This is a genomic window from Aeromonas sp. S13(2024) (assembly GCF_041402405.1).
Lineage (GTDB): Bacteria > Pseudomonadota > Gammaproteobacteria > Enterobacterales > Aeromonadaceae > Aeromonas > Aeromonas veronii.
Window position 1 is genome coordinate 189,695 of record NZ_JBGLRA010000004.1, and the last position, 26,604, is coordinate 216,298.

General features: G+C 58.8%; 31 protein-coding genes. 10 read left to right on the forward strand and 21 right to left on the reverse strand.

Annotated features, from left to right (window positions below):
* Nucleotides 1-84: 84 nt before the first annotated feature.
* Together ACB042_RS08405 and ACB042_RS08410 are read right to left on the reverse strand one after the other, a co-directional pair.
* Nucleotides 85-645: a DJ-1 family glyoxalase III gene (locus ACB042_RS08405; RefSeq protein ID WP_371178222.1), complete on the reverse strand. Its 561-nt coding sequence runs from the start codon at nt 643-645 to the stop codon at nt 85-87.
* A gap of 37 nt (nt 646-682) precedes the next feature.
* On the reverse strand, nt 683-1,636 hold the full coding sequence (locus tag ACB042_RS08410; RefSeq protein ID WP_103251868.1) for a ketopantoate reductase family protein: 954 nt from the start codon (nt 1,634-1,636) through the stop codon (nt 683-685).
* A 200-nt stretch (nt 1,637-1,836) separates the two neighbouring features.
* Between ACB042_RS08410 and ACB042_RS08415 the strand changes: the two genes are divergently transcribed.
* Nucleotides 1,837-2,319: a YajQ family cyclic di-GMP-binding protein gene (locus tag ACB042_RS08415; RefSeq protein ID WP_005338634.1), complete on the forward strand. Its 483-nt coding sequence runs from the start codon at nt 1,837-1,839 to the stop codon at nt 2,317-2,319.
* Between the two features lie 106 nt (nt 2,320-2,425).
* Here the strand turns inward: ACB042_RS08415 and ACB042_RS08420 are convergent, their stop codons facing one another.
* From ACB042_RS08420 to ACB042_RS08440, 5 genes are all read right to left on the reverse strand, one after another.
* Nucleotides 2,426-3,232, reverse strand: coding sequence for an outer membrane protein OmpK (locus ACB042_RS08420; RefSeq protein ID WP_005349699.1), 807 nt, complete (start codon nt 3,230-3,232; stop codon nt 2,426-2,428).
* A 156-nt stretch (nt 3,233-3,388) separates the two neighbouring features.
* Nucleotides 3,389-4,768 carry an MFS transporter gene (locus ACB042_RS08425; RefSeq protein ID WP_371178223.1) on the reverse strand — a complete coding sequence of 460 codons (1,380 nt, stop codon included), beginning with the start codon at nt 4,766-4,768 and terminating at the stop codon, nt 3,389-3,391.
* Between the two features lie 173 nt (nt 4,769-4,941).
* A complete protein-coding gene (locus ACB042_RS08430) occupies nt 4,942-5,529 on the reverse strand; it encodes a peptidylprolyl isomerase (RefSeq protein ID WP_042053243.1) in 588 nt (195 codons plus the stop codon).
* Nucleotides 5,530-5,531: 2 nt separating this feature from the next.
* The gene (locus tag ACB042_RS08435; protein WP_005349692.1) at nt 5,532-6,116 is read right to left on the reverse strand and encodes a YajG family lipoprotein; all 585 of its coding nucleotides are present in this window, start codon (nt 6,114-6,116) and stop codon (nt 5,532-5,534) included.
* Nucleotides 6,117-6,133: 17 nt separating this feature from the next.
* Nucleotides 6,134-7,267, reverse strand: coding sequence for a methyltransferase (locus ACB042_RS08440; RefSeq protein ID WP_371178224.1), 1,134 nt, complete (start codon nt 7,265-7,267; stop codon nt 6,134-6,136).
* Nucleotides 7,268-7,471: 204 nt separating this feature from the next.
* On the opposite strand from ACB042_RS08440, the gene ACB042_RS08445 reads away from it, so the two are divergent.
* The 9 genes from ACB042_RS08445 (at nt 7,472) to nqrM (ending at nt 15,331) form a co-directional block, all read left to right on the forward strand.
* On the forward strand, nt 7,472-7,786 hold the full coding sequence (locus ACB042_RS08445; protein WP_371178225.1) for a BolA family protein: 315 nt from the start codon (nt 7,472-7,474) through the stop codon (nt 7,784-7,786).
* A 434-nt stretch (nt 7,787-8,220) separates the two neighbouring features.
* Nucleotides 8,221-9,564: a Na(+)-translocating NADH-quinone reductase subunit A gene (locus ACB042_RS08450; protein ID WP_371178226.1), complete on the forward strand. Its 1,344-nt coding sequence runs from the start codon at nt 8,221-8,223 to the stop codon at nt 9,562-9,564.
* A gap of 3 nt (nt 9,565-9,567) precedes the next feature.
* A complete protein-coding gene (locus tag ACB042_RS08455; protein ID WP_005338642.1) occupies nt 9,568-10,797 on the forward strand; it encodes an NADH:ubiquinone reductase (Na(+)-transporting) subunit B in 1,230 nt (409 codons plus the stop codon).
* Nucleotides 10,787-11,575 (forward strand): Na(+)-translocating NADH-quinone reductase subunit C, encoded by a 789-nt coding sequence (locus ACB042_RS08460; protein WP_005338643.1) that lies wholly within the window; start codon nt 10,787-10,789, stop codon nt 11,573-11,575. Before ACB042_RS08455 ends, ACB042_RS08460 begins: the two co-directional genes overlap by 11 nt.
* On the forward strand, nt 11,568-12,200 hold the full coding sequence (locus ACB042_RS08465; protein WP_005338644.1) for an NADH:ubiquinone reductase (Na(+)-transporting) subunit D: 633 nt from the start codon (nt 11,568-11,570) through the stop codon (nt 12,198-12,200). The genes ACB042_RS08460 and ACB042_RS08465 overlap by 8 nt, the downstream gene beginning before the upstream one ends.
* A gap of 3 nt (nt 12,201-12,203) precedes the next feature.
* Nucleotides 12,204-12,800, forward strand: a complete 597-nt coding sequence (gene nqrE / locus ACB042_RS08470) for an NADH:ubiquinone reductase (Na(+)-transporting) subunit E (RefSeq protein WP_005338645.1) — start codon at nt 12,204-12,206, stop codon at nt 12,798-12,800.
* 32 nt (nt 12,801-12,832) lie between these two features.
* Entirely contained in the window at nt 12,833-14,056 is a 1,224-nt protein-coding gene (nqrF, locus tag ACB042_RS08475; RefSeq protein ID WP_005338656.1) for an NADH:ubiquinone reductase (Na(+)-transporting) subunit F, read from the forward strand.
* Between the two features lie 3 nt (nt 14,057-14,059).
* Nucleotides 14,060-15,097 carry an FAD:protein FMN transferase gene (locus tag ACB042_RS08480; protein WP_106842349.1) on the forward strand — a complete coding sequence of 346 codons (1,038 nt, stop codon included), beginning with the start codon at nt 14,060-14,062 and terminating at the stop codon, nt 15,095-15,097.
* A 9-nt stretch (nt 15,098-15,106) separates the two neighbouring features.
* Nucleotides 15,107-15,331 carry a (Na+)-NQR maturation NqrM gene (gene nqrM, locus ACB042_RS08485; protein ID WP_005338668.1) on the forward strand — a complete coding sequence of 75 codons (225 nt, stop codon included), beginning with the start codon at nt 15,107-15,109 and terminating at the stop codon, nt 15,329-15,331.
* Nucleotides 15,332-15,404: 73 nt separating this feature from the next.
* Here the strand turns inward: nqrM and ACB042_RS08490 are convergent, their stop codons facing one another.
* The 14 genes from ACB042_RS08490 to ACB042_RS08555 form a co-directional block, all read right to left on the reverse strand.
* Complete coding sequence (locus ACB042_RS08490) at nt 15,405-15,944, reverse strand: DUF3833 domain-containing protein (RefSeq protein ID WP_371178227.1); 540 nt, start codon at nt 15,942-15,944, stop codon at nt 15,405-15,407.
* 14 nt (nt 15,945-15,958) lie between these two features.
* Entirely contained in the window at nt 15,959-16,498 is a 540-nt protein-coding gene (locus tag ACB042_RS08495; RefSeq protein WP_371178228.1) for a chalcone isomerase family protein, read from the reverse strand.
* Nucleotides 16,455-16,676, reverse strand: a complete 222-nt coding sequence (locus tag ACB042_RS08500; protein WP_005338671.1) for a TIGR02450 family Trp-rich protein — start codon at nt 16,674-16,676, stop codon at nt 16,455-16,457. The genes ACB042_RS08495 and ACB042_RS08500 overlap by 44 nt, the downstream gene beginning before the upstream one ends.
* Nucleotides 16,673-17,149 (reverse strand): DUF2878 domain-containing protein, encoded by a 477-nt coding sequence (locus ACB042_RS08505; RefSeq protein WP_371178229.1) that lies wholly within the window; start codon nt 17,147-17,149, stop codon nt 16,673-16,675. Before ACB042_RS08505 ends, ACB042_RS08500 begins: the two co-directional genes overlap by 4 nt.
* Before the next feature lie 2 nt (nt 17,150-17,151).
* Nucleotides 17,152-18,408, reverse strand: coding sequence for a class I SAM-dependent methyltransferase (locus tag ACB042_RS08510; RefSeq protein WP_371178230.1), 1,257 nt, complete (start codon nt 18,406-18,408; stop codon nt 17,152-17,154).
* Nucleotides 18,408-19,190, reverse strand: a complete 783-nt coding sequence (locus tag ACB042_RS08515) for a DUF1365 domain-containing protein (RefSeq protein WP_139463033.1) — start codon at nt 19,188-19,190, stop codon at nt 18,408-18,410. Before ACB042_RS08515 ends, ACB042_RS08510 begins: the two co-directional genes overlap by 1 nt.
* The gene (locus ACB042_RS08520; RefSeq protein WP_371178231.1) at nt 19,187-20,446 is read right to left on the reverse strand and encodes an NAD(P)/FAD-dependent oxidoreductase; all 1,260 of its coding nucleotides are present in this window, start codon (nt 20,444-20,446) and stop codon (nt 19,187-19,189) included. Before ACB042_RS08520 ends, ACB042_RS08515 begins: the two co-directional genes overlap by 4 nt.
* On the reverse strand, nt 20,443-21,177 hold the full coding sequence (locus ACB042_RS08525; RefSeq protein WP_371178232.1) for an SDR family NAD(P)-dependent oxidoreductase: 735 nt from the start codon (nt 21,175-21,177) through the stop codon (nt 20,443-20,445). The genes ACB042_RS08520 and ACB042_RS08525 overlap by 4 nt, the downstream gene beginning before the upstream one ends.
* Nucleotides 21,174-21,602 (reverse strand): nuclear transport factor 2 family protein, encoded by a 429-nt coding sequence (locus ACB042_RS08530; protein WP_005343652.1) that lies wholly within the window; start codon nt 21,600-21,602, stop codon nt 21,174-21,176. The genes ACB042_RS08525 and ACB042_RS08530 overlap by 4 nt, the downstream gene beginning before the upstream one ends.
* A 1-nt stretch (nt 21,603) precedes the next feature.
* The gene (gene phrB / locus ACB042_RS08535; protein WP_371178233.1) at nt 21,604-23,040 is read right to left on the reverse strand and encodes a deoxyribodipyrimidine photo-lyase; all 1,437 of its coding nucleotides are present in this window, start codon (nt 23,038-23,040) and stop codon (nt 21,604-21,606) included.
* The gene (locus ACB042_RS08540) at nt 23,037-23,924 is read right to left on the reverse strand and encodes a MerR family transcriptional regulator (RefSeq protein ID WP_371178234.1); all 888 of its coding nucleotides are present in this window, start codon (nt 23,922-23,924) and stop codon (nt 23,037-23,039) included. Before ACB042_RS08540 ends, phrB begins: the two co-directional genes overlap by 4 nt.
* 69 nt (nt 23,925-23,993) lie before the next feature.
* Nucleotides 23,994-24,941 carry a DUF523 and DUF1722 domain-containing protein gene (locus tag ACB042_RS08545; protein WP_040096502.1) on the reverse strand — a complete coding sequence of 316 codons (948 nt, stop codon included), beginning with the start codon at nt 24,939-24,941 and terminating at the stop codon, nt 23,994-23,996.
* A gap of 180 nt (nt 24,942-25,121) precedes the next feature.
* Nucleotides 25,122-25,763, reverse strand: coding sequence for an outer membrane beta-barrel protein (locus ACB042_RS08550; RefSeq protein ID WP_139433737.1), 642 nt, complete (start codon nt 25,761-25,763; stop codon nt 25,122-25,124).
* A 190-nt stretch (nt 25,764-25,953) separates the two neighbouring features.
* On the reverse strand, nt 25,954-26,526 hold the full coding sequence (locus tag ACB042_RS08555) for a DUF3157 family protein (RefSeq protein ID WP_274160210.1): 573 nt from the start codon (nt 26,524-26,526) through the stop codon (nt 25,954-25,956).
* Between the last annotated feature and the right edge of the window lie 78 nt (nt 26,527-26,604).

The following is a 26,604-nucleotide window of genomic DNA, read 5'->3' on the forward strand; positions in this document are numbered from 1 at the left end:
GGCAGATAACAAACGGGCCCCGATCAAGATGACCGGGGCCCATTTTTCAAAGCATGACCAGCTGGATTCTGCAGCAGAGTACGCTCAAGGCAGCACCATAGGGCCAGCGACAGTGGCCGCCACCTCATCCCCACGCAGCACCCGGACCAGTTCAAGGGCAAACTCGATGGCACTGCCCGGCCCCTGACTGGTGATAAGGCGATGAGCCTCATCCCTGACGACCCGCTCATGTGACAGCTGCGATGTCGGCAGTCGGGACTGAAAGCCGGGATGACAGGTGACGATGGCACCATCCAGCAGCGCGTGATGTTGCAACACCACCACAGGGGCGGCGCAGATGGCAGCGCGCCAGCGGCCAAGAGCGGCCTGCTCTTTGAGCAGATCGATGGCCAGCGGGGTATCGCGGATCACTTCGCTGCCGGGCAGACCACCGGGTACCACGATGGCTTCAAAGTCCCGACGGGTCAGCTCGTCGATATGACAATCGGCCACCAGCTGTACCCCGCGCGACGCTTTTACCTGCTGGGATCCGGCAGGGCAGCAAGAGGCCAGCACCACCTCGATGCTGGCGCGCACCATGGTATCGACAATCGCAACCGTCTCTATCTCTTCCGACCCGGGGGCCACCAGCACCAGTACACTCACGTTCGCCTCCTTGCAGCTTGCTCTGCCATATAAAAGATCAGACGGCCTGACTCTTCTCTTTAATCGCCTGATAGAGACCCTGATTGACCGGTACGGCAATGCCATGCCGGGCAGCCTTGGCCAACAGGAAGCCGGTGATGGCCTCAATCTCGGTCTCGCGTCCCAGCTCCATATCCTGATGCATGGAGGAGTAATTGTCTGCGGTCAGCTCCACCACTGTCATCACCCGGCGTTGCAACTCCTCTGCCGTGGTCGCAACTCCTTCGGCGCACATCACATCCGCCACTTCCACGCAGATCTGCTGCAGGGCATCGGCAAAACGGGGGCCTGCCAGTTCGCCATTTTTCAGCTTGTAGAGGGCCGTCAGGGGATTGATGGCACAGTTGATGGCCAGCTTTTGCCACTGGCGCGTCAATACCTGTTCATCCCAACCAGCCTGACCCAGTGCCAGCGCCAGCTCGTCCGCGAGCGCGGCATGGGCCTTGGCGGCATCGTTGATCGGGCCAAGCCAGGTTTCCCCCTTGCCAGTATGACGGAAGACAAAATGGCCGCACTGCATGGCACCATGACTGGTGACACCGGCAATCACCGGATTGTGCGGGAACATCTCGACCACCTGCTCGGCAATGCCCATCCCGTTGTGCAGCAGCACGATCGGCACGCCGGCATCCAACTTACCCACCAGCGGCGTCAGTGCGGCAATCACCTGACTGGCCTTGGTCATCACCAGCAGACGCTGGATCTTGCCGGGTTTGCTGACAAATCCGCGCTCGATATTGAGCAGCTGGACATGCCCCTCCAGCGAGGTGAAATCGATCCCCGGATGGAGCGTGGACTTATGATGTTCGCGCAACAAGACACGGGTGGATTGACCACTCTGGGTCAGCAGGGAGGCAAAAACGCCGCCGAGGGCGCCACAACCCAACAGTGACCACTTCGGAGTAACGGGTGGAATAACGGGCTGTCGGGAATTTTTTAATCCGCTTGGCATGGTGTGACTCTGTCAGGGTAAGGGTTGCAATCCTCTCAACCTGTTACCGGGGATAAGTGAAGATGTCGCTGGTGGACACTAACGGGTCCACCCGTCCTGTGCGCAGGGGATTCTAGCAGAGCAACCCCATCAAAATCAGCAAATTTGCCCGTTTTCTGGTAGATTTGCCCCCCGATAACGCAACATGAGGAGCTCCGGCTATGCCGTCATTCGATATTGTCTCTGAAGTCAAAATGAACGAGGTGTTGAACGCAGTCGACAACGCCAATCGTGAACTGGCCACCCGTTTCGATTTTCGTGGGGTAGAAGCCAGCTTCGAGTTGAACAAGGAAGAGGTAAAACTGGAAGCCGATGCCGATTTCCAGCTCAAGCAGATGGTCGAAATCCTGCGCGGTGCCCTGCTCAAGCGCAACATCGAAAACAGCTCCATGGAAGTGGGTGACTCAGTTCACTCCGGCAAACGCTTCCACCTGACCGTAAAATTCAAGCAGGGGATCGAGAAAGAGATCGCCAAGAAGCTGGTCAAGCTGATCAAGGACTCCAAGATCAAGGTACAGGTCGCCATCCAGGGTGATGAAGTACGTGTCACCGGCAAGAAGCGTGACGATCTGCAAGAGACCATGGCACTGGTCCGTGGCGCCGAACTGGGTCAACCGATGCAGTTCCAGAACTTCCGCGACTGATTTATCCACTCAGCCGTGGCGCACTTGATGACTCGCGCTACGCTATCTAAATCGCGGCCATAAAAAAACCGGAGCAGCTGCTCCGGTTTTTTGTACCCCAAGTTTATTAGAACTTGTAGGTAACAGAGAAGTAGTGGCCGAAACCGGTAGACTTGAACGCGTCAGAGTTGTCGATACCGTAGATTTCGTTGAAGTACTTCAGACCGTAGCCAACGGCATAACGGTCGGAATGCCAGTAGATACCGTGGAAGGTTCCCAGACCATCAGAATGACTGGTTTCTTTCATGCCCCAGGTGTAATCCAGATAACCTTGGTAAGAGACGAAGCTGCCATTGGAGAAGGTATAGAAAGGTTTGAACCAGTTCATGGAGAACTGTTGGCCGTTCCAGCCTTCGCCTTGACCACTGAAGGTTTCGTTAGCATGACGCTTGTACAGGTTCATACCAACTTTGCCAAACCACGGCACCATAACGTCAGCACCCAGACCTACAAATGCATCATTCAGGCCTTGTACACCACCGATGTTAAACAGGGTGGCAACGTAAACTTCTTGCACCGGACCAAAAGAGAGGTCTTGGCCAGTCAATGCATCCAGAGATACACGCGGAGCAAACTTCATGAAGAGGTTTTCTTGCTTGTGCTTGTCGCTGTGCTTGGAGTCAAAAATATCGAAGTAATCGACGTAACCATACAGGTCAAAAATGCCTGAACGACCACCAAACTCCATCTCAAAATAAGTATCGTTGTAACCATCCGGACCATGGGGCTTCTGATCGATGGTGTGCATGATATTGAACTGCATCCACTTGTAGTCATTCTTGTGGATATCACCGCTGTAGTCAGCAGCGAAGGCCGGGGTAGCGGCAGCAGCCAGCAGACCGGCAGCGATCAGAGTCTTGGTAAATTTGGCCATTTTATTGGTCTCTTGTGCGTTAGTTGAGGTTTTCCGTAGCCTGCCCACAAGGAGCGAGAGGGATTCTAATCAAATAAAATTGGGGGTGAAACAACTTCTCGGGAACTTTATCCGGAAGTGTGAATCTAATCACCCCCGATTCTACGCAAACGCTTGCTATTTGTCAGCCGTTGAGAGCAACTCACTCCCTTTTCTGGCGACAAGCACAATCAACAACAACACGGGCAAGCCCAGTAAACTGGTTCCGACAAAGAAGGCACTGTAGCCAATCTGCTCCACAACCTGCCCGGAAAAACCGGCAAGCAACTTGGGTAGCAGCAACATTACCGAGCTGAACAGGGCGTACTGAGTGGCCGAAAATGCCACATTGGTCAGGCTGGAGAGATAGGTCACGAAGGCTGCGGTCGCGATACCGGCACTGAGGTTATCCAGCGAGATGATCAGCGTCAGCAGTTCCAGGTTGTGACCAACCTGATTGAGCAGGGCAAACAACAGGTTGGTGCTGGCGGTGAGCAGCGCCCCCAAGAACAGGATGCGCAGCGTGCCGAAGCGCATCACCAGCACGCCCCCCAGCGCAGCGCCCACCAGCGTCATGATGACGCCAAACACCTTGGTAATGGTGGCAACCTCGGTCTTGCTGAACTGCATATCCACATAGAAGCTGTTGGACATCACCCCCATCACCACATCGGCAACCCGATAGCAGGCGATCAGAGCCAGGATCAGCAGCGCCGAGCTGCCATAGCGGCGAAAGAAGTCGGCAAATGGACACCAAACTGCCACATGGCACCAGCTTAGAAGAGACGCAATAAACAGATTATGCCCACGTGATAACAAGGACATTTTATAGATAACTTGCTCTGTATTTTGTTCAGCGGTATCAATTTTCGGCTCGTGGCAAAACAGCGTGGTGATAACCCCGAGTGACATCAGACCCGCCATCACCAGATAGGTAATCTGCCAGCCACGATAGTCATAGCCACTATTGCTGCCAAACCAGGCTGCCAGCGCCAGCGCACCGGCGCCCGCCATGATCATCGCCAGCCGGTAACCGGTCATGTAGGAGGCCGCCATCGCCGCCTGCAGCCGCTCGGGGGCGGATTCGATGCGATAGGCGTCGATAACGATATCCTGAGTCGCCGAGGCAAAGGCCACCAGCAGGGCAAACATCGCCAGCTGGACCAGCTCGGTCTTGGGATCACAGAACGCCATGCCGACCAGCGCGACGGCGATCAGCAACTGGGAGAAGAACATCCAGCTGCGGCGACGCCCCAGCAGCGTGGAGAGCAACGGCAGCGGCATGCGATCCACCAGCGGCGACCACAGCCATTTAAAGCCATAGGCGAGCGCCACCCAGCTCATATAGCCGATATCGGTCAGGCTGACATCGGCCTCGCGCAACCAGAATGAGAGGGTACCGAACACCAGCAGCAGCGGCAGACCCGATGAAAACCCCATGGCAAAGAGAATAAACACCCGAAATTCGAGATAGACGGCGAGGGACTCTCTCCAGCTTGGTTTGCGGATCATGTTCAACTACCTGACGACTTTGGAAAAGTGCGTCATTTTGGCAGGTTGATGGCAGATAGCCAAGGCGAGCAAAGAGATAGGCAAAAGAAGCCTGGCCAGAGAAAAGGCCCATCCCGAACGGGATGAGCCTTGTATTGTGGCCTGACGAGGACGAGGTGACGAACCGCGTCCGGCGAGAGTTACTTGCCCGCTTTCTTGTCGACTTTCTTGTCTGCCGGAGTTTCTGCCAGCAAGACCACCTTCTTCAGAATGATGGGACTGGTCGGCACATCATTGGCGCGCAAAATGGGGCTGTAACCTGTCTGTACCTGAGCAAGCTTGTCCAGCACCTCCATCCCCTGAACCACCTGACCGAACACGGTATAACCCGCAGAGCCACCGGCGTTGAGGTTATTGTTGTCGACCAGATTGAAGTAGAACTGGCGAGTAGCGCTGTCGACCGCCTGGGTGCGAGCCATAGCGATGGATCCACGCTTGTTGGGCAGACCGCCACGCGACTCGTTGACTACAGGCTCATAAGTCGGCAATTGCTGGAACTGCTGGTTGTAGCCCCCACCCTGCACCACGAAATCCTGGATCACCCGGTGGAAGATGCTGCCGTCATAGCTGCCATCAGCCACGTAGCGCAGGAAGTTCTTCACCGTCTGGGGCGCCTGCTTGGACGCCAGCTCCACCACGATATTACCGTGGTTGGTCTCCATTCTGACTTTCGGGCCAGCGAACGCCAGCGGGGCGATCAGCATGGCCAGCAACCAGAGTTTTTTCATCATCAGACCCCTGCACCGTTCGGTTGACCTTTCAGGTAACCGCGCAGCGCATCATCCGCCATGATCTGCTGCAGCACGCTACCCAGTTGCAGGTTCAGTGTAGACTCCAGATCGGCCATGCTTGGCTCGCTCGGGCTCTCCTTGCTGGAGGACATGTTGAACTGCTTGGTCAGACGGTTGCCCTGAAAATCGGCGATCACCTGCAGGCTGACGCGGGACTTGGTGACATAGGTAAAAGTCTTCTCTTCCACATTGACTGCGGCGTTGGAGATCACCAGCGTCAGGTTGGTGGTGCCACTGTTGCCCACTTCCAGACCCTGGCTGCGCAGACCTTCGGCCAGCCGCTCGGCCATCAGCAGGTTGAGCGGACGCTCGCTGTTGACCAACACGGGCGCTTTCTCTTTATGTTTGATGGAGAAGACGTAGGCAGCCTCACGCTTGTCTACCCCTTCCATGGTGATGCGATTGCCAGAGTAGTATTGCTGGTTGGCGGGGATCACCTGCGGATTGAGCAGCGCTGTCTCCGGCCAATGAGTGGCACACCCGCCCAGCATCAGGGCGGCCAGCAGCAAGAGTGACTTTTTCATCATGGTTTCCTTTGGCTTTAGCGTTTGATGGCTTTCAAAATAACGAATTTGCTGTTCGACGCAACGACTTGTGCGTTGGCAAACAAGCGCTTGAGTTTGTTGTGATAGTCCAGATGACGGTTGCCTACTATCCAGAGTTCACCCCCTTGAGGCAACACCCGGTGCGCATCGCTGAACATCTGCCAGGCGATATGATCGGTGATCGCCTGCAGCTGATGGAAAGGAGGGTTGCAGAGGATCCGATCCGCCGAGCCGACCGCCACCCCGTCGAGACAGTTATTGACCATAAAGTGGGCGCGCGGCAGTGCATTGGGCAGATTGTGCTCGACGTTGAGCTGTGCCGAGGCGACCGCCATATAGGATTCATCGATAAAGGTCACCTCCACCTCGCTGTCTTTGGCGAGCAGCGACAGACCCAGCACCCCGTTGCCACAGCCCAGATCGATCACCTTGCGGGCACTGTGGATGGGCAGGTTGTCCAGCATAAAGCGGGCACCAATATCGAGACTGGTGCGCGAGAAGACGTTGGCATGGTTGTGGATGAGCATGCCACTCCCCTCCAGCGGCCAGACAGTCGGGAAGGGGTTGGCCAGCTCGGGACGTTCTGCCTGCGGCTCGCAGTGAATGAGGCGCGCCTTCTTCCAGGCCAGCGAGGTACGGGTAGGCCCCAGATACTTCTCGAACAACTTGAGGGTGGAGGTATGAATATCCTTCGCCTTGCCGGCAGCGATAACGCGGGTTGCCGGTGTCACCACCTCCCGCAGCACCAGCAGTTGCTGCTCCAGCAGTGCCTGATATTTGGAGACCTTGATCACCACCAGCGCAGGGGCATCGGGCAGCGGCGCCAGCGCATCCTGCAAGCGGATACCACCCGCATCCAGTCCGTTTTCGGCCAGATTGGCCAGGGTCGCCCGTTCACTGATGTAGGAGTCGGTGACGCAGCAGGGGGAGTGCGGATGCAGATAGGCGGCGAGCGCGCCAAAACCGTCATTCATGATGATGACGGGGCCCGCCTGCTCGAGAGGAGACTCCGCCAGGGTGTTGATCAGGTATTCGTCAGCCGCATCCCAGGCTTGCAGGGTCTCCTGACTCTGGCGCGGATAGCGGTAGAGCGTGAGCTGGCAATGGGGAGTGTCGAGAAGGGTTTGCATAGGAAGAGTCCAACCTCGGCTTGATTCGTGTATACAGGCGCCAGGGGCGACGCAAAGTGGCGCTATTCTAGCGAGGAGCAGGAATTTCACCAGTTCGATGCGCATCAAGGGGGCAACTGACGGGTGATTTCCCTCTTACGGGGGCTTATTCCATCCCGCGACTGCCGATAGAATGGCCCGACATTCACTCTGGAAGCCGATCCGATGACCATCCAACAACTGATTGAAGCCAAGCTGACCGCCGCCCTCTCCCCCACCGTGCTGGAGGTGATCAACGAGAGCCACATGCACCGTGTGGAACCGGGATCTGAGAGCCACTTCAAGGTGGTGATCGTCAGCGAGCAATTTGCAGGGCAGCGGCTGCTGGCCCGTCATCGTCAGGTCAATTCGGTGCTGGCCGACGAGCTGGCCGGTGTCGTTCATGCACTGGCACTGCATACCTACACAGAGACCGAGTGGCAGGAAAAAGGCCACGCCCCGCGCACCCCGAGCTGCGTTGGCAAACCGTCACTCTCCTGAAACCGGTTGTACCACAGGATTCCCCTCGAGAACCTGCCAACAAAAATTAAACATATTTCCCCCATTGGCCCCGAAAAGGCTACATCCAAGGGGGTATATTTCGGCATCAAGGCTTTTTGCTGATAGTGGAGACAACGGCAAATACCCCCATCGAGGTATCGAAATAAAAAAACCTTTAAAACCACTACTTACAAGGTGTCAGGGGCTTATTCATTGCAGGTTAATTTTGTGATGGCACGGGGATTTTGCCCATTTGGCATGGCAGAAAATGCACCTTAAGTGGTAAACTCAAGCGCTTTTGAGTGAGCCTGCATGTTGAATAATTGTTGAGCCTGCCCACCTGGCACAACCACAACATCGACTCATTCAACCACCCGTCGTGATGTATTTCTCGGCGCTAACCAACCTCTCCCGTAACGGTAGTGCAAGTAAGTATGATTACAATCAAAAGAGGACTGGACATCCCCGTGCTGGGTGCGCCAGAGCAAGTAATCTACGATGGCCCCGCCATCACCCGTGTTGCGACACTGGGCGAGGAGTTTGTGGGGATGCGACCTACTATGTTCGTCAAAGTAGGTGATCGCGTCATCAAAGGTCAGGATCTTTTTGAAGACAAGAAGAATCCGGGCGTTAAATTCACAGCTCCTGCCACCGGTGTGGTTTCAGAGATCAACCGTGGTGCCAAACGTGTTCTCCAGTCTGTGGTCATCGACCTCGACGGTTCCGATGAACAGGTGACGTTTGAGCATTTTGCCTCTGCCGAGCTGGCCAAGCTCGAGCGCAGCAAGGTGCAAGAGATCCTAGTCGCCTCAGGTCAGTGGACTGCGTTGCGTACCCGTCCGTTCAGCAAAGTCCCCGCGGTAGCGTCTGCCCCGCGCGCCATCTTTGTGACTGCAATGGACACCAACCCGCTGGCAGCCGATGCCGAGCTGATTATCAAGGAACAGCCGCAGGCCTTCCTCGATGGTCTGGCCGTATTGACCCGCCTGACCGACGGCGCCGTCTACGTCTGTAAAGGCGAAGGCAGTCTGCCCCACTCTCCGCTGGCTCAGGTCAAGGAAGAGATCTTCGTTGGTCCGCACCCTGCCGGTCTGCCGGGTACCCATATCCACTTCCTGGATCCGGTCAGCAGCACCAAGGTGCAGTGGCACATCAACTATCAGGATGTGATCGCATTCGGCAAGCTGTTCACCACCGGTCAGATCTTCACTGACAAGGTGATCGCGCTGGCTGGCCCGAACGTGCTCAAGCCGCGTCTGCTGCGTACCCGTCTGGGCGCCTGCATCAGCCAGCTCACCAACAATGAGCTGCGTGCCGACGAAAACCGTATCATCTCCGGTTCTATCCTGAGTGGTGCCAAAGCCGAAGGTGTTCACGACTACCTGGGCCGCTACCACAATCAGGTTTGCGTGCTGGGTGAAGGTCGCGATAAAGAGTTCCTGGGCTGGATCAACCCCAGCGCCAACAAGTTCTCTATCACCCGTACCACCCTCTCTCATCTGATGAAGGGCCGGCTTATCAACTTCACCACCACTACCAACGGTAGTGACCGTTCCATGGTGCCTATCGGCAACTATGAGCGGGTGATGCCACTCGACATCCTGCCGACCCTGCTGCTGCGGGACATGGTCTCCGGCGATACCGACGGTGCGCAAGCACTGGGCTGCCTGGAGCTGGATGAGGAAGATTTGGCGCTCTGTACCTTTGTCTGCCCCGGCAAGACAGAGTACGGCCCGATCTTGCGTGAGTGCCTGACCAAGATTGAACTGGAAGGTTAAGCGATGAGTTTCAAGCAACTTCTTGAAAATATGGAACACCACTTCGAACCGGGTGGAAAGTACGCCAAGTACTATGCCCTGTTCGAAGCGGCGTACACCCTGTTCTACACCCCGGGTAGCGTTACCCGCAACGCCTCCCACGTTCGTGATGCGCTCGATCTGAAGCGCATGATGATCATGGTGTGGCTGGCCGTGTTCCCGGCCATGTTCTGGGGCATGTACAACGTTGGTAACCAGGCGATTGCCGCCATTGCCCACATGGGCTCGGCTGCTGGTGCCAGCAGCTGGCAATATGCCTTGGCTACCATGCTGGGCGCCTCCCTCGATCCGGCTGTTGCCGGTATCGGCAGCAAGATGCTGATTGGCGCCACCCACTTCTTCCCAATCTATATCACCGTCTTCTTTGTCGGTGGTTTCTGGGAAGTGCTGTTCGCCATGGTGCGCAAACACGAGATCAACGAAGGCTTCTTCGTAACCTCCATCCTGTTTGCCCTGATCGTGCCGCCCGAGCTGCCCCTGTGGCAAGCTGCACTGGGTATCACCTTCGGTGTGGTGATGGCCAAAGAGGTGTTCGGTGGTACCGGCAAGAACTTCCTGAACCCGGCGCTGGCTGGTCGTGCGTTCCTGTTCTTCGCCTACCCGGGCCAGATCTCCGGTGACGCCGTATGGGTTGCCGTTGACGGCTTCTCCGGCGCGACGGCCCTGAGCCAGTGGGCCCAAGGCGGCCAGATGGCGCTGATCAACGGTGCAACCGGCCAAGCTATCAGCTGGATGGACGCTTTCCTGGGTAACCTGCCGGGTTCCATCGGTGAAGTCTCTACCCTGATGATCCTGCTGGGTGCCGCCATGATCGTCTACATGCGCATCGCCTCCTGGCGTATCATCGCCGGCGTGATGATCGGTATGATCGCCACCTCCCTGCTGTTCAACGTCATCGGTTCCGATACCAACCCCATGTTCAACATGCCGTGGCACTGGCATCTGGTACTGGGTGGCTTCGCCTTCGGTATGGCCTTCATGGCGACCGACCCTGTCTCCGCCGCCTTTACCAACAAAGGCAAGTGGTGGTATGGCGCCCTGATCGGCGTAATGGTCGTGCTGGTTCGCGTGGTCAACCCTGCGTTCCCGGAAGGCATGATGCTGGCCATTCTGTTTGCGAACCTGTTTGCTCCCCTGTTTGACCACTTCGTCGCTCAGGCAAACATCAAGCGGAGGATTGCTCGTGGCGTTTAATAAAGATTCAACCCTCGGCACCGTCAGCGTGGTCACCGGCCTCTGTCTGGCCTGTTCCATCGTGGTATCCGTTGCCGCTGTGGGCCTGCGTTCCACCCAGCAGGAAAACAAGGCGCTGGACAAGCAGAGCAACATTCTCGCCGTAGCCGGTGTGGATGTAAGCGAAGTGGCCAAGCGCGACCTGGCCAAACTGTATGGCGAGAAGATCGAAGCGCGTCTGGTGGATCTGGCGACCGGTGACTTTGTTGACGGCGATGCCGACAACTTCGACACCAAACAGGCAGCCAAAGATCCGGCCCGCAGCATCCGTCTTGCCGCCGCTGACGACAAGGCCAGCCTGCGTCAGATCTCCAAGCAGATCCCGGTATTCTTCGCCAAGGATGCCGAAGGCAAGATCGACAGCATCATCCTGCCCATCTACGGTCAGGGTCTGTGGTCGACCATGTATGCCTTCGTCGCCGTTGCCGCTGATGGCCAGACCATCAAGGGCATCACCTACTATGACCACGGTGAAACCCCGGGTCTGGGTGGCGAGATCGAAAACCCGGCCTGGCAGGCGCTGTTCAAGGACAAGAAACTGTTCGACCAGAATGGCATGCCGGCGCTGCGCGTCATCAAGGGCCATGCTCCGGCGGGTTCCGAGCACGAGATCGATGGTCTCTCCGGTGCCACTCTGACCGGTAACGGCGTACAGCATACCTTCGACTTCTGGATGGGTCCCAAGGGCTTTGGTCCTTTCCTGGCCAAGGTTCGTGCAGGAGAAATCAACAATGGCTGACAAGAGCGAAATGAAGAAGTTGCTGTTGACGCCTGTGCTGGGCAACAACCCCATCGCCTTGCAGGTGCTGGGTGTCTGTTCTGCACTGGCGGTTACCAGCCAGATGAAAACTGCGTTTGTAATGACCCTCGCGGTCATGGCGGTCACCGCCTTCTCAAACCTGTTCATCTCCCTGATCCGCAACCAGATCCCGAACAGCGTCCGGATCATCGTGCAGATGGCGATCATCGCCTCACTGGTTATCGTGGTTGACCAGGTGCTCAAGGCGTACGCCTATGACATCTCCAAGCAACTGTCGGTCTTTGTGGGTCTGATCATCACCAACTGTATCGTAATGGGCCGCGCCGAAGCGTACGCCATGAAGAGTGCCCCGCTGCCCTCCTTCCTGGATGGTATCGGCAACGGTCTGGGCTATGGTGCCATTCTGCTGAGCGTCGCGACCGTGCGTGAACTGCTGGGCTCCGGCACCTGGTTCGGCATCGAGCTGCTGCCGCTGGTGAATAACGGTGGCTGGTACGTACCCAACGGCCTGCTGCTGCTGCCGCCGAGTGCATTCTTCATCATTGGTCTGATCATTTGGGGCGTGCGCACCAAGGATCCCAAGCAGGTGGAGGCGAAGGATTAAGGTATGGAACACTATCTGAGTCTGTTGATTAAATCGATCTTCATCGAAAACCTGGCACTCTCCTTCTTCCTGGGGATGTGTACCTTCCTGGCGGTGTCCAAGAAGGTAAAGACCTCCATGGGTCTGGGTATTGCCGTTATTGTGGTGCAGACCATCGCGGTTCCTGCCAACAACCTGATCTACAACTACGTGCTTAAAGATGGCGCTCTGGTATCCGGTCTGGATCTGAGCTTCCTGAGCTTCATCACCTTCATCGGTGTGATTGCAGCACTGGTACAGATCCTGGAGATGGCGCTGGACAAGTACTTCCCGGCACTCTACAACGCGCTGGGTATCTTCCTGCCGCTCATCACCGTGAACTGCGCCATCTTCGGTGGCGTCTCCTTCATGGTGCAGCGTGACTACAACTTCATGGAGTCTGTGGTCTACGGTGTGGGTTCAGGGGCAGGCTGGATGCTGGCGATCGTTGCGCTGGCTGGTATCCGCGAGAAGATGAAGTATTCCGATGTTCCGGAAGGCCTGCGCGGTCTGGGCATCACCTTCATCACCGCCGGTCTGATGGCGCTGGGCTTCATGTCCTTCTCTGGTATCTCCCTGTAATCGGCTTTCCTGCAATCAGAAAGGAACGATAGATGGAAATTATTTTGGGTGTGGTCATGTTTACCGTGATCCTGCTGGCACTGGTGGCAGTCATTCTGTTCGCCAAGTCCAAGCTGGTGACCGCGGGCGACGTGACAATCAGCATCAATGGTGACCCGGCCAAGGCTGTGACCAGCCCGGCCGGTGGCAAGCTGCTCGGCGTGCTGGCTGGCAGCGGTATCTTTGTCTCCTCCGCCTGTGGCGGCGGTGGCTCCTGCGGCCAGTGCAAGGTACGGGTGAAATCCGGTGGTGGCGACATTCTGCCGACCGAACTGGATCACATCAGCAAGGGCGAAGCCCGTCATGGCGAGCGTCTGGCCTGTCAGGTTACCGTTCGCTCCGACATGGATATCGAACTGCCGGAAGAGATCTTCGGGGTGAAGAAGTGGGAATGTACTGTTATCTCCAACGATAACAAGGCCACCTTCATCAAGGAACTCAAGCTGCAGATCCCCGATGGCGAGAGCGTGCCGTTCCGCGCCGGTGGTTATATCCAGATTGAAGCCCCGGCTCACCACGTGCACTACAAGAACTTCGATATTCCCGAGGAGTATCGCGGTGACTGGGATCGCTTCAAGATCTTTGAGCTGGAGTCCAAGGTCGATGAGCCAATCATCCGTGCCTACTCCATGGCCAACTATCCGGAAGAGTTCGGCATCATCATGCTGAACGTGCGTATCGCGACCCCGCCCCCGAGCAACTGGACTGCCCCTCCGGGACAGATGTCCTCCTACATCTTCAGCCTGAAGGCTGGCGACAAGGTGACTATCTCCGGTCCGTTCGGTGAGTTCTTCGCCAAAGACACCGATGCCGAAATGGTATTCATCGGTGGTGGTGCGGGTATGGCACCGATGCGTTCCCATATCTTCGACCAGCTGCGTCGCCTGAAGTCCAAGCGCAAGATGAGCTTCTGGTACGGTGCCCGTTCCAAGCGCGAAATGTTCTATGTCGAAGACTTTGACATGCTCGCCGCCGAGAACGAGAACTTCACCTGGAACGTCGCGCTGTCTGATCCGCAACCGGAAGACAACTGGGACGGCTACACCGGCTTCATCCACAACGTGCTCTACGAGAACTATCTCAAGAACCACGAAGCACCGGAAGATTGCGAGTTCTACATGTGTGGACCTCCGGTGATGAACGCTGCCGTCATCAACATGCTCAAAGACTTGGGCGTTGAAGACGAAAACATCCTGTTGGATGACTTTGGTGGTTAATCCATGCACAGTGTTGTAAAGACCTGGCTAGCCTTCGGGCTAGCCTTTTTCTTGACTGGGTGCGGTCAGGAGACGGTCCAATCCAAACCGGAGATCCACATCACCGGCAGCACCATGGGCACTTACTACTCCATCAAGGTGGCGGACAGCGCCATCAGCGATCCGGCCAAGCTTCAAGCTGAGGTGGATGTCTTGCTGGAGCGGGTCAACGATCAGATGTCGACCTATCGCCCCGATTCCGAGCTGTCGCGCTTCAACCAGAGCCGTGACAACAAACCGGTAGTGGTCTCCCGCGATACCGCACGGGTCGTGACAGAGGCCATTCACATTGGCCGTGAGAGCCAGGGGGCGCTGGACGTCACCGTTGGCCCCTTGGTCAATCTGTGGGGCTTTGGCCCGGACAAGAAGCCGACCAAGGTCCCTTCCGACGAGCTGATCACCCAGACTCGCCAGAAGACCGGTCTGGGCAACCTGCACGTCATCACCTCGGTGGATGCCGATACCCTGCAAAAAGATATTCCGGATCTCTACGTCGATCTCTCTGCCATCGCCAAGGGCTTTGGTGTGGACAAGGTAGCCGAGTATCTGGAGTCACTGGGTGCGCGTAACTATCTGGTGGAGATTGGCGGCGAGCTGCGGATCAATGGCGTCAACGGCAAGGGTCACCCCTGGCGCGTGGCCATCGAGAAGCCCACCGCAGGTACCGGCACGGTGCAAGAGGTGATCGTGCCCGGTGACAACGGGGTGGCCACCTCCGGCGATTACCGCAACTACTATGAACTGGATGGTCAGCGCTTCTCCCACACCATAGATCCGCGCAGCGGCAAGCCGATCCAGCACCGTCTGGTATCGGTCACCGTGATCCACCCCTCCTGCATGACCGCAGACGGGTTGGCCACCGTGTTTATGGTGATGGGGACCGAGAAAAGCCTGGCCTATGCCAACGAGCGCGGCCTGGCGATCTTCGTGGTCACCAAGACGGACAACGGCTTTGAAGAGGCTTACTCCGATGCCTTCAAGCCCTATCTGGTCAAGAAGTAAGAGGTAGAGATGCAGATTTTTCTGATCACCTTCGGGGTATTCATGCTGGTGATAGCCGCCATGGCTATCGGTTATATCTTCCAGAAGAAAACCATCTCCGGCTCCTGTGGCGGTCTGGGTAGCGTCGGCATCGAGAAAGAGTGCGATTGCCCGGAACCCTGCGACAACCGCAAGAAGAAGATGGCCAAGGAAGAGGCCCGTCGCAAGATGCTGGAAGAGAACCGCATCATCTGATGACTCTGGTTTTTCGGTAAACAAAAGCGCGCCATCGGCGCGCTTTTTACTGGCCGTTATCTTGCGTTAACGGTCAGGGCTGACGTTCGATATAGAGGATCACTTCACCCAGATGGATACCGAACTTGCTGATCTCGGCACGATTGATCAGACGATCTTCGTCCAGCAGGTACATCCAGTCATCGAAGCTCACCCGCACAACCTCGCCATCCGGTAGCGCCAGATCGAGCTGATAACGCCAGTTGAGGGCGAACCCTTCGCTTTTACCCACCGCCTCTTCCACCACATCGGAAGCTGTACCGCGCCAGTGACCATCATCGCCCTTGCTCAGATACCAGGTACGGGTCTGCTGACGGCCATCATCAAAGTAGAACTGCTCGAACAGCTCTCCCTTGCCATCCTTCCAACGACCCACCATCTCGACCCGAAAGCGACTGGTCACTTCGCCGCTGCGGTCGGTTACCAAGCCGTGAGCCACCAGTTTGCCGTTGAAGAAACGGGCGAGATCCCAGTTTGGCCCCTGCCCACGATAGTCATCGAGACTGGCACCACAGCCGCTCAGCAGCAAAAAGGGGAGCAACAGCAACCAGCGGTATGCACGATAGAAAGACATCAGAGACTCCATGTTCAGGGTTGGCCACGCAGGCGGCGGGTAAGAGCGGGATCGCGGCTGTTGTCAGCCAGCCAGATGGCGAGAAAAGCGGCCGAGAATTGCGGATCGGTCAGGGTGCCGAGGTTTTTTTCCTGCCACCAGAAGTGGCCTGCCCCACCCTTGTCGACATAGAAGGTGAGCTTGTCGCCTGCCTGCACATCGGGCCAGAGTGCAGCGAGCTGGCCGAGCCAGCGCTGACGTTCGGCGTCGGAGCCAAGACCGAGTCGCTGCCACTCGGCGGCAGTGGCGCTCAGCAGATCTTCCCGCTCAATGGATCTGGCATAGGTGAGGGTCAGGGCCTGCGGATAGTGACCGGGCTGATAGTGCCCGCTTTCACTGTAGAGGGTGGCATCGTAGAGCTTGAACCATAGCCAGTTCATCTCCCCCTGCCCGACCGGGCGCAGCTGCTGCCAGGGGGCGGAAGAAGCCTGCACCGCGGTTGCAGCAAAGAGCGTAAACGCCAGCAGCGGGTTAATTCCACCCCATATGCCAGTGGTTGGGGTCTTCCAGTTCATGCCAGTCCATCTCCTGTTCTTGCAGGGTGTTGATATCCTGCATTACCACCTGCACCAGCTGCCCCTGCGCATCCCGCTGGCAGGCAACCACCAGATAGAAGCGATCAGTCAGCTCATGCTGGCTCTCTTTGGTCCATTTGGAAAAAAGCAACGAGTCGGTCGAAAAGGTGTTTGTCATGACTCACCCTCCAGCTTGACCATTACCCACAGGAGTACGGGTAACCACCACATCCAGATCACTGCCAGCAGCGCCGTGCTGATCCAGATGCCCCAGGGTAAGTTTACTGCCCCCATGGCGGCCCCCGCCACATAGGAGGAAGCACCGCCAAATACGCCAAACAGCGCCTGCTGCCAGCGAGGCAAGCGCAGCAGCCAGCGCATACCGTGGGCCAGCGTCAGGGCAAAACCGAGCCAGAGCAGCACCAGCCAGAGGGGAAAACCGGACGGGAAACGGAACAGGCTGAGCTGCCAGAGCAGGGCATCCAGCAGACAGCCGACGACCGCGATGGGAAGCAGCCGCAAGTCACGCAGGCGGCTGGGTGAGAAGAGAAAGTGCAGCAGCAACATTGCCAGCAGCGGGCCCGGCTGCTGCCACTTCACCGCCAGCAACCAGTAGAGGTTGAACCCCAGCAGGTGAGCCCACTGCCACATGGTCAGTGAGCGCTTACTGGCACATCACCCGACCAGCCCGCCGGTCCCGGCTTGGCGGCCTCCAGCTGCACCAGACTGATGGTGCGCTCCCAGAATCCCCCCTCGCAATAGGCAAAGTAGAAGTGCCACAACCGGATGAAATCCTGGCTGTAACCGAGCTTGGGCAGCTCGGGCGCCAGCGCCAGAAAGCGATCGCACCAGTGAGCCAGGGTGCGGGCATAGTGATGGCCGTGATCGTGCAAGCGCACCAGCTGCATGTCGGTCTCCCGCGCCAGCAAACCCGCCATCTGGGAGACACTCGGCAGGCAGCCACCGGGGAAGATGTAGCGCTGGATGAAATCAACCCCGCGCAGATACTGGGCATGGCGCTGATCGGCGATGGTGATGGCCTGGATGAGCAGGCGACCACCGGGCTTGAGCAGCCGTGACAACTGGCGGAAATAGTCGGGCAGGAAGGCGTGGCCCACCGCCTCGATCATCTCGATGGAGACCAGCTTGTCATAGGTCCCCTCCAGCTTGCGGTAATCCTCCAGCAGCAAGGTGATGCGATCCCCCAGCCCCTCCCGCGCAATCCACTCCTTGGCGTAGTCATGCTGGGCCCGGGAGATGGTAGTGGTCGTCACCCGGCAGCCATAGTGGCGGGCGGCATAGACGGCCAGGCCGCCCCAGCCGGTACCGATCTCCAGCAGATGGTCGTCAGGCCCCAGCGCCAGTCGCTCGCAGATAGTGCGCAGCTTGGCCTGCTGCCCCTCTTCGAGAGTGGCCTCGGCGCTCGGATAGATGGCGCTAGAGTACTGCATATGGCTGTCGAGAAAACCCTGATAGAGGGTATTGCCGAGATCGTAGTGGGCGGCGATGTTGGAGCGCGAACCGGTCAGAGTATTGCGGTTGAGCCAGTGGCGCACCTTGTTGAACGGGAAGCTGAGCCAGCCAAGGCGCCGCTCAAGGGAGTCGAGCAGGGTCAGATTGCGGGCCAGCAGCCGCACCAGCGCCACCGGATCCGGGCTGGTCCAGAGCCCCTCCACCCAGGTTTCCCCAGCGGCAATGCTGCCCCCCAGCAACAGGCGACGATAGAAGGCCGGATCCTGCACCACCAGTTCGGCATGCAGATCGGTACCCGCGACGCCAAAGCTGTGGCGCTCACCGCCATCCCGCAGCAACAGCTGGCCATGTTCTAGGCGACCCAGCAGATTGAGCAGCAGTTGTCTGGCCCCCTTGTCGATGAAAGAGGCAGAGAGGGTTGATTGAGCAAGTTCCATTAGCGGCTCTCCGGATGGGTAAATATCGGGGTTCGTTTGATAAAAAGACGCAGGGCCTGCCAGTAGATCCCGAGCAGCACCTTCATGGTCATCCATGGCCAGCGGGCCAGCAGAGCCACCAGCCCCTTGCGCGACAGCGGTTCGCGAGTGAGCGCCAGGGTTGCGTCAAACAGCTTAGCTTCACCGGATACGGGATGACTCTCGATGTGGATCAGTGTCTCCTGCGCGGGCGGCCTGATCCGCCAGTGATAACGCATCGCCAGCCCCATAAAGGGGGAGACGTGAAAATCCTTGTCATGGGGTGCCAGCGCCGCCAGATCCAGCAGGTAGTAGTGACGCTCGTTCCAGGGAGTGTTCGACACCTCTGCCAGCAGATAGCGTGCCTCGCCCTGCCGGTAGCAGAAGTAGAAGTTGACCGGGCTGAAGTAGAAGCCCAGACAGCGCACATTGCCGAGCAGCAGTACCCGCCCCTCGGGCTCGGCATCGCCACCCAGCTCGCTCACCTTCTGCCACACCGCCTGCTTGAGGCTCCCCTCACTCCCCTTGAGATAGTCATGGCGGTGAAACGAGAGCAGCCCCGAGCGCTCCACACCGAACCAGCGTCCCTGATCGAGCTGCGGCAGCTCGTCGAGATCCAGTCCCAGCATAAAGAGGCTGTAGGAGAAGGCGTGGGGCCGCGGTGCGAAACGACGGTGGCGCACAGAGCCCTGCCAGATGGCGCTGGTGACGCCAGCCAGTTCGTCTGTACGCTCATGTTCGGTGGCCACGGTGGCGCCGTTCATAGCTCGGCTCCGAAGCGCCTGGCGACATCCAGCGCGCTGCGCACCCCATCCTCGTGGAAGCCGTTGTACCAGTAGGCGCCGCAGAAGTGGGTGTGCTGCTGGCCGCAGATCTCCGCGCGCCGCTGCTGGGCGGCAATAGAGGCCTGATTGAACACCGGATGGTGGTAGACGAAGCGGCGCAGCACCTTGCTCTCATCCACCTTGCCCTTGGGGTTGAGGCTGACGCAGAAGGGCTCCGGCGAGTTCACCCCCTGCAGGATGTTCATGTTGTAGCTCACCAGCGGCCGTGCCTCGTCGTCGCCATCGAGTTGATAGTTCCAGCTGGCCCATGCCTTGCGACGGGTAGGCAGGCAGCGCGCATCGGTATGGAGCCAGACATCGTTGGCCTGATAGGGCATGTCGCCGAGGATGGCCTGCTCCCGCTCGCCGGGATCCACCAGCAGCGCCAGCGCCTGATCGCTGTGGCAGGCGAAGATCACCTCGTCAAACCGCTCCTCACCGTAACTACTCTGGATCACCACACCGTCCGCGTCCCGCCGTACGCTCTGCACCGGACAGGCGAGGCGGATCTGCGACTGCCAACCCGCGGTAAGGGGGCCGATATATTCCCGCGAGCCACCCGGGATCACGTACCACTGGGGGCGATTGGCCACATCCAGCAGGCCATGGTTGGCAAAAAAGCGCAGGAAGAAGCCAAGGGGGAAGGCGCGCATATCGGCTAGGGTCGATGACCAGATCGCCGCTCCCATCGGCAAGATGTAGTGGCGGGCGAAGTAGTCACTAAACTCCCCCGCCAGCAAAAAATCCCCCAAGGTCAGCTCGGGGCCAGCACCCTGATGTTGACCATCCGCCAGCCAGGCCCGTGCCTCCCGGTTGAACCGCAAAATCTCGGCGACAAAGCCGTAGAAACGGGGGCTCAACAGATTGCTGCGCTGGGCAAACAGGGTGTCGAGGTTGTGACCGTTATACTCCAGCCCCTCCGGACTCTTTACCGAGAAGCTCATCTCGGCCGGTTGCCGCGCCATGCCAATCCGTGCCAGCAACTTCAAGAAGTTGGGGTAGGTGCGATCGTTGAAGACGATAAAGCCGGTGTCGATGGCATAGCTGCGGCCAGCCTGATTCACATCGACAGTCGCAGTGTGGCCGCCCAGGGTCGGCGCCGCCTCGAACAGGGTGATGTCATGGAGTTTGTGGAGCAGAAAACCGGCGGTGAGCCCCGAGATCCCTGAACCGACGATGGCGATCTTTTTCTTCATGAATGGCTTCCTTTCGATACGAGTGCGCGGCCAAGGCGCAGCCAGAGCCCCACCGGCAGCGCACCAAGCAGGCGCAGCAACCAGATGAAACGGCGGGGAAAGTGGATCTGGTGACGACCAGCGGTCAGCCCGTCCATGATGGCGCGGGAGGCCTGCTCCACCGTCACCAGACAGGGCATGGGAAAATCATTTTTGGCGGTGAGCGGCGTCTGGACAAAGCCGGGGCGGATCAGGGTCACCCCGATCCCTTTGCAGGCCAAATCGAGGCGCAAGGTATCCGCCAGATAGTCGAGGGCCGCCTTGGAGGCGCCATACGCCTCGGCTCGCGGCAGCGGCAGCCAGCTCACCGACGAGCTGACAATGGCCAGCCGTGACCCAGCCCCGAGCAACGGCAAGAAGGCGGCCAGCGCATGGCCGGTGGCTGTCAGATTGGTGTCGATGACACGGGCAAACAGCTCGCTGTCAAACCCCTCCGCCACATCCATGTACTCGCAGTTGCCTGCGTTGAGGATTATAAGATCGAGGGATGGAAGCGTAGCAGCCACCCCGCTCATTGCGGCAAGATCACGGGCATCGAACTGCAGCGGCGTGACGCCGTGCCGCCCCAGCTCCTGCAGCCGTTCACCATCGCGGCCACAACCCCACACCTGCCAGCCTGCCCGCCGGTAATCCAGCGCCAACTGGCGACCAATGCCGGAGGTCGCCCCGGTGATGAGCACCCGGCCGCTCATGCGCCAAGCCTCATCTTGATAGTGCGCACCACGGGCCCGAGCAGCGGCAACTGCTCGTAGAGCATGGCGCCCAGGTCAAAATAGTCCCTGTGCTGGCACACCTTGCCCGCCTCGTCGAATTCGAGGCGGGTGGCCCCCTCCACCGTCACCGGCTCACCACCACGCAATCTGGGGTGAGAGAAGGTCATGGTCCAGCCGAGCCAGGCCTGCTGCCCTTGTTGCTGCTGACTGGTGATGACGAAACGGCAGTAGGCGAGGCGCTGATAGAGGGCGGCAAAATAGTCGCCAAGGGCCGCCAGCCCCTCGATGCGGTGGGCCGGATCGGTAAAGACCACCTGTTCGGCATAGACCTCGGGCAAGCGGTGCAACTGCTGTTTGTCCAGTTGCTGATAGAGGCCAATAAAGCGGGCCAGCGGCTCGTTCATCCTATTTCTCCAGAGAGCGAAACATCTCGATGGCTCTCACCCGGGCAACGGCGTGATCCACCATGGGTGCCGGATAATCCTGTCGCCCCTTGAGTCGCAGCCAGTCGTGGGGCTGATGCACATAAGCGGCGGGAATATCGGCCAGTTCAGTTACCCAGGTACGGATAAACTCCCCTTGTGGATCAAATCGTTGCCCCTGAGTAGTGGGGTTGAAGACCCGAAAATAGGGCGCAGCATCGGCGCCGGTACCCGCTGCCCACTGCCAGCCGCCGTTGTTGGCCGCCAGATCCCCATCGATGAGCCGACTCATGAAGTAATCCTCCCCGAGCCGCCAGTGGATATGGAGATCCTTGGTGAGAAAGCTCGCCACTATCATTCTCAACCGGTTGTGCATCCAGCCGGTGGCGTTGAGGCAGCGCATCGCCGCATCGACGATGGGGTAGCCAGTGCGCCCCTCGCACCAGGCGGCGAAGGCATCCGGATCCCAGCTCCACGGCAAGGCGGCAGTCTCCGCCTTGAAGGGGCGATTCATGGAGAGAGTCGGGATCAGCACCAGCAGGTGGCGATAGAACTCGCGCCAGATGAGCTCATTAAGCCAGACAAAGCCGGGCTGGGCCTTGGACTGGGGCCGATAGCCAAGCCGCTGCTGGAGCGCCGCCACGCACTGACGGGGGCTGATGATGCCCGCCGCCAGATAGGGGGAGAGCACGGACGTGCCAGCGATGGCAGGAAAATCCCGGGTCTCGCCATAGTCGAGCACTGCCTGCTCCAGAAAAATGTTCAAACGACGCAGAGCTTCCGCCTCCCCCACTGGCCAACGCGGATCAACCGTCAGCTCGCCGAGAGCTTCATCAACCCACGCACGTTCGGCCAGCGGCTGCCACGGCAACGACTCGCCACGCGGTGTCGGCGCCCGATGAATGACAAACCCCTCCTCATCGAGTGCCTTGAGCCAGGCGCGGCTGAAGGGGGTGAACACCTTGAACATCTCACCCGAGCCGGTCAGCACCTTCCCCGGCGGCAATACGCAACAGCCGTTGAGCCAGTGACAGCTCACCGCCTGCTCAGCCAGCGCGGCGCTGACGGCGTGATCGCGGCGCTGCTCGTCGATCTCGATAGCCTGATTGGCATAGAGCTGGGTCACCCCCTGCTCGCGGCAGAGGTCTGCCAACGCAGCGGGCGCCTCGGCAAAAGTCTCCACTCGCAGCAGATGGAGCGGGATGCCGAGGGCCGCCAGCTCGCGGCCCAATTCATCTACCTGCGCCAACATAAAGCGCTGACGGATGGGGGCCATTTTGTGCTGCCGCCACTGGGTGGGGGAGATGATAAAGAGCGCGGCGACCGGCTCATCACCGGCGCAGGCGCTCTTTCCACAACAAGAGCGCAGCGCCGGGTTGTCGGCCAAACGCAAGTCGTTGCGAAACCAGACCAGTTTCATGGCTTTTTCCTCCCGCGTCCGCTGGTGCCAACAGCATCTGGGGCATCCGCCATCAGCTCGGCAAGGCTCGCCTGCCAGCCATGGGCTTTAAGCCACTCATCGTCGTAGAGGCGCCCCAGCTCACCAAACAGGCGTGTGCCTGCGGGCCACCCGGCGGCCAGCTCCTGCTTGCCGAACCCTGCCCCCAGCAGCACCAGCCAGGGGGTAACGGCACGCCCCTCCAGCAAGCTGGCATGGCGCGGCTCGACCGCCCCCAGCAGTTGCACCTCATAGCCCTGACCGATCAACTCGTAGGCAGCCCAGACCAGATCGAGGGGGCCGACTTGCCCCCAGCTCGCCAGCGTTATCGGCACGCCCTTCTCCTGCTCGATCAGGTGGCGGGCGAAGCGGGTATGGAGCCAGCCCAGCCACACCTGTTGCAGCAGCTCGCCATCGGGCCGCTCGCGCCACAGCCCCAGCAGCCGCTCCACCAGCGGTTGCAGTATCCGGCTGCGCACCAGCTCGAACGGGTAGCTCGCCAGCAGATCGTTGAGCTCGGCCTCCGCCTTGCGCTGGTTGAAGGCGAGCAGCGCCTGACTGAACTGCTCCAGGGTCTGCTGCCAGTGATCGCTCACCGGCTCGGAATGGGGTTCGCTCAGGAGCCCCTTCACCTGCCCGATACTCACCCCCCGCTCCAGCCAGCTCAGGATCTCGCCGATCTGGCGAATATCCTGCTCGCTGTAGAGGCGGTGGCCCTTTTCGGTGCGAGCCGGTTGCACCAACCCGTAGCGGCGCTGCCAGGCACGCAGGGTCACGGCGTTGACGCCGGTGAGGCGGGAGACCTCGCGAATGGGGTAGATCCCCTCATCAGCGAGAGGAGCAACTTCTTGCGATAAATCAGACATGACAACGTCCATCAAACAGAAGGGTGAAGTGCCCCAGCGCGAGGCCTGCACCGGGGCAACAGAACGGATTCAGAGCCCGTAACGCAATTTCAGCGTATCGGGGTGCGGATTGAGATAAACCTGCTCGGCGAGATAGGGATTGGGGTACTCGCGCAGGTAGTGACGGATCAGGGTGAGCGGCACCAGCAAGGGGAAGATGCCGGTGCGGTACTTGTCGATGGTATCGGCAAGCTCCTGCTTCTGGGCCGGGGTCAGCACCCGCTTGAAGTAGCCCTGCAGGTGCATCAGCACATTGGTGTGGCTGCGGCGGTTGGCTCGCAGGGTCAGCGCGGTCATCAATCCCTTGATGTAGTTGTCGGCCACCTCCTGCAAATTGGTGGACTTGCCCAGATTGCCGAGCAGCTTGCCGAGGATGCGGTAGTGGGTGGTGGCATGGGAGAGCACCAGATACTTGTAGCGGGAGTGGAAGCGGATCAGCGCAGAGGCGGTAATGCCGCGGGCGCAGAGTTGCTGCCAGTCGTGGTAGGCAAAGACCCGCAGCACGAAGTTCTCCCGCAGGATGGGGTCGCACAGGCGGCCATCCTCTTCCACCGGCAGCAGGGGGTTGGCCTCCATCAAGGCCTTGGCAAAGAGGCCAATCCCCTCCTTGGCGCTCCCCTCGTTGTTGGCGCCATAGACCTTGACCCGCTCCATGCCGCAGCTGGGTGATTTGGCACAGAGGATATAACCGGAGATAAAGTCGAGCTGGCGAGCTTTCTGCTCGCTGAAGGCGATCAGTTTTTCGGTGACATCAAAGCTGCCGTTGCTCGCCTCGGCGCGGATCTCGCCGTGACGCTTGACCAACCGGATGGCGGCACGGGGCGCCCCCAGGCCAATGGCCATCTCGGGACAGACGGGGTGATAGTCAAAGTGAGCGCCAAGATCCCGTTCACAGAAGCTGGAGCGCTTGTGGCCCCCATCGAAACGTACCTCTTGTCCCAGCAGGCAGGCACTGATACCGACTTTAATCTTGTACATAATGGCGCTCCTTGTATAAGCCTTGATTCAGTTATAGCAGTTATACAAAAAAATGAAAGTTGTATAACTATTTGCGACTGGTACGACACAAGGAGAAAAAAGGGATCACCGGAAAAAGAAAAAACCCATGGCGAACGCCATGGGTAAAAATCAAGACACTACGGACTACGGGAAGGAAAATTAGAAGCTGTACTTCACACCCAGGCTGGAGATGGAACCTTTTTGCAGATCCCAGTTGCGATAGGTGTAATCGGCAGTCAGTGCCCAATTCTGGTTGAGCTTGTAGGCACCGCCCACCTTGAAGTCGTGCATATCGTCGGTCATGTTGGCGTAGCGATAAGCGGTGGAGAGCTCGACATTGCCGATGTCGTAGCGCAGACCCACTTCACCGTACATGCTGCCGCTATCTTTGCGAGCAACAGCATCCCACCCTTTGTTAGCGATATCGCTGGCAAGTTCACGCTCCAGCATGTAGCCGGTCAAACCGGTTTCACCGTAGAGGTTCAGACCCGTGCTGAGCGGGGTAAATACACCGACACCGATGCTGGAGATCGACATGCTGTCGTTGCCATTGCTGCGAGAGGTGTATTCAGTGCTGCCGCGACCATAGAAATTGGAGCCGAAGCTCTTGGAGAGATCCAGGCTCAGACCGCCAAAATCACGGGTTCCTTTGCTGTCATTGCTGAAAGTACCGTTGAGATAGTCGGACTTGGTGTGAGCCCAGGTGGCGGAACCCTTGGCGTAGCTGAAGGCATCCTGCGCCATGACGGAAGTAGAGGCAAACCCGGCCAGAACCAGAAGAGAGACAGTTGCTTTTTTCATGATGATAACTCCATGTGATTGGGCCCGTTGCTAGCGAGCTGGTATGGAGTCATTTTGCGATCAGGTTTCCAGCTTGCCGAGCTGCAAGCTGTTGCAGAACCATGTCAGATGTAAGCAGATATTGCAGGGGGTGTCAGCGGCAACAAGTTGCCGGCCCAAACAGTTTGCATGGGCCGGATCCGCGAAAAAATTAGCGGAAGACCACCTCGTCAATTTCGACCCGCACCAGCGGCTGACCGGTCAATCCGGCAGGACGGGGGATCTCGAGGGCCAGCGACGGACGGGCTTGCCCCTTGCGCAGATAGGTCTCCGGCAGACGATTCTCGGCAACCCAGAAGCGTGCCTCTTGACGGCTCAGCTGCACCCCGTCAGCACTGAACAGGGTCACCATGCCACGCACCCCGACTACATTGCGGGTACCGGTATTGCTCACCATAAAGGTCAGCACCAGCGGGTCAGATCCCTCGATCTTGTCCAGCTTGACCACCACACCGTCACGCGCCATCTGGGCAAGCAGTTCCGGATTGGCCTTGGCCTGATCGGTCAGCACCGGAGCAGCGACGGCCACCACGGCCCCAGCCTTTCCATCAGCAGCCACGCCCTGTACGGGTTCGGCCGGTTTGACCATCAGATACTCCCAGGTGAAGTCGTCGTTGAGCTGAACCTGCCGACCATCGGGCAGCGTCACCTGAGAAAGAGGGGCAGCCTGCGCCAGTACGGGGGAGAGGCACAGGGCAATCAGCAGACGGGAGAAGGGTTTCATTGGGCGAAGCTCGGTAACGGGTGAAAGGGCGACAGTATAAACAGTCCCGTCGCCCCTTGCCTATGACGGCACTCACGT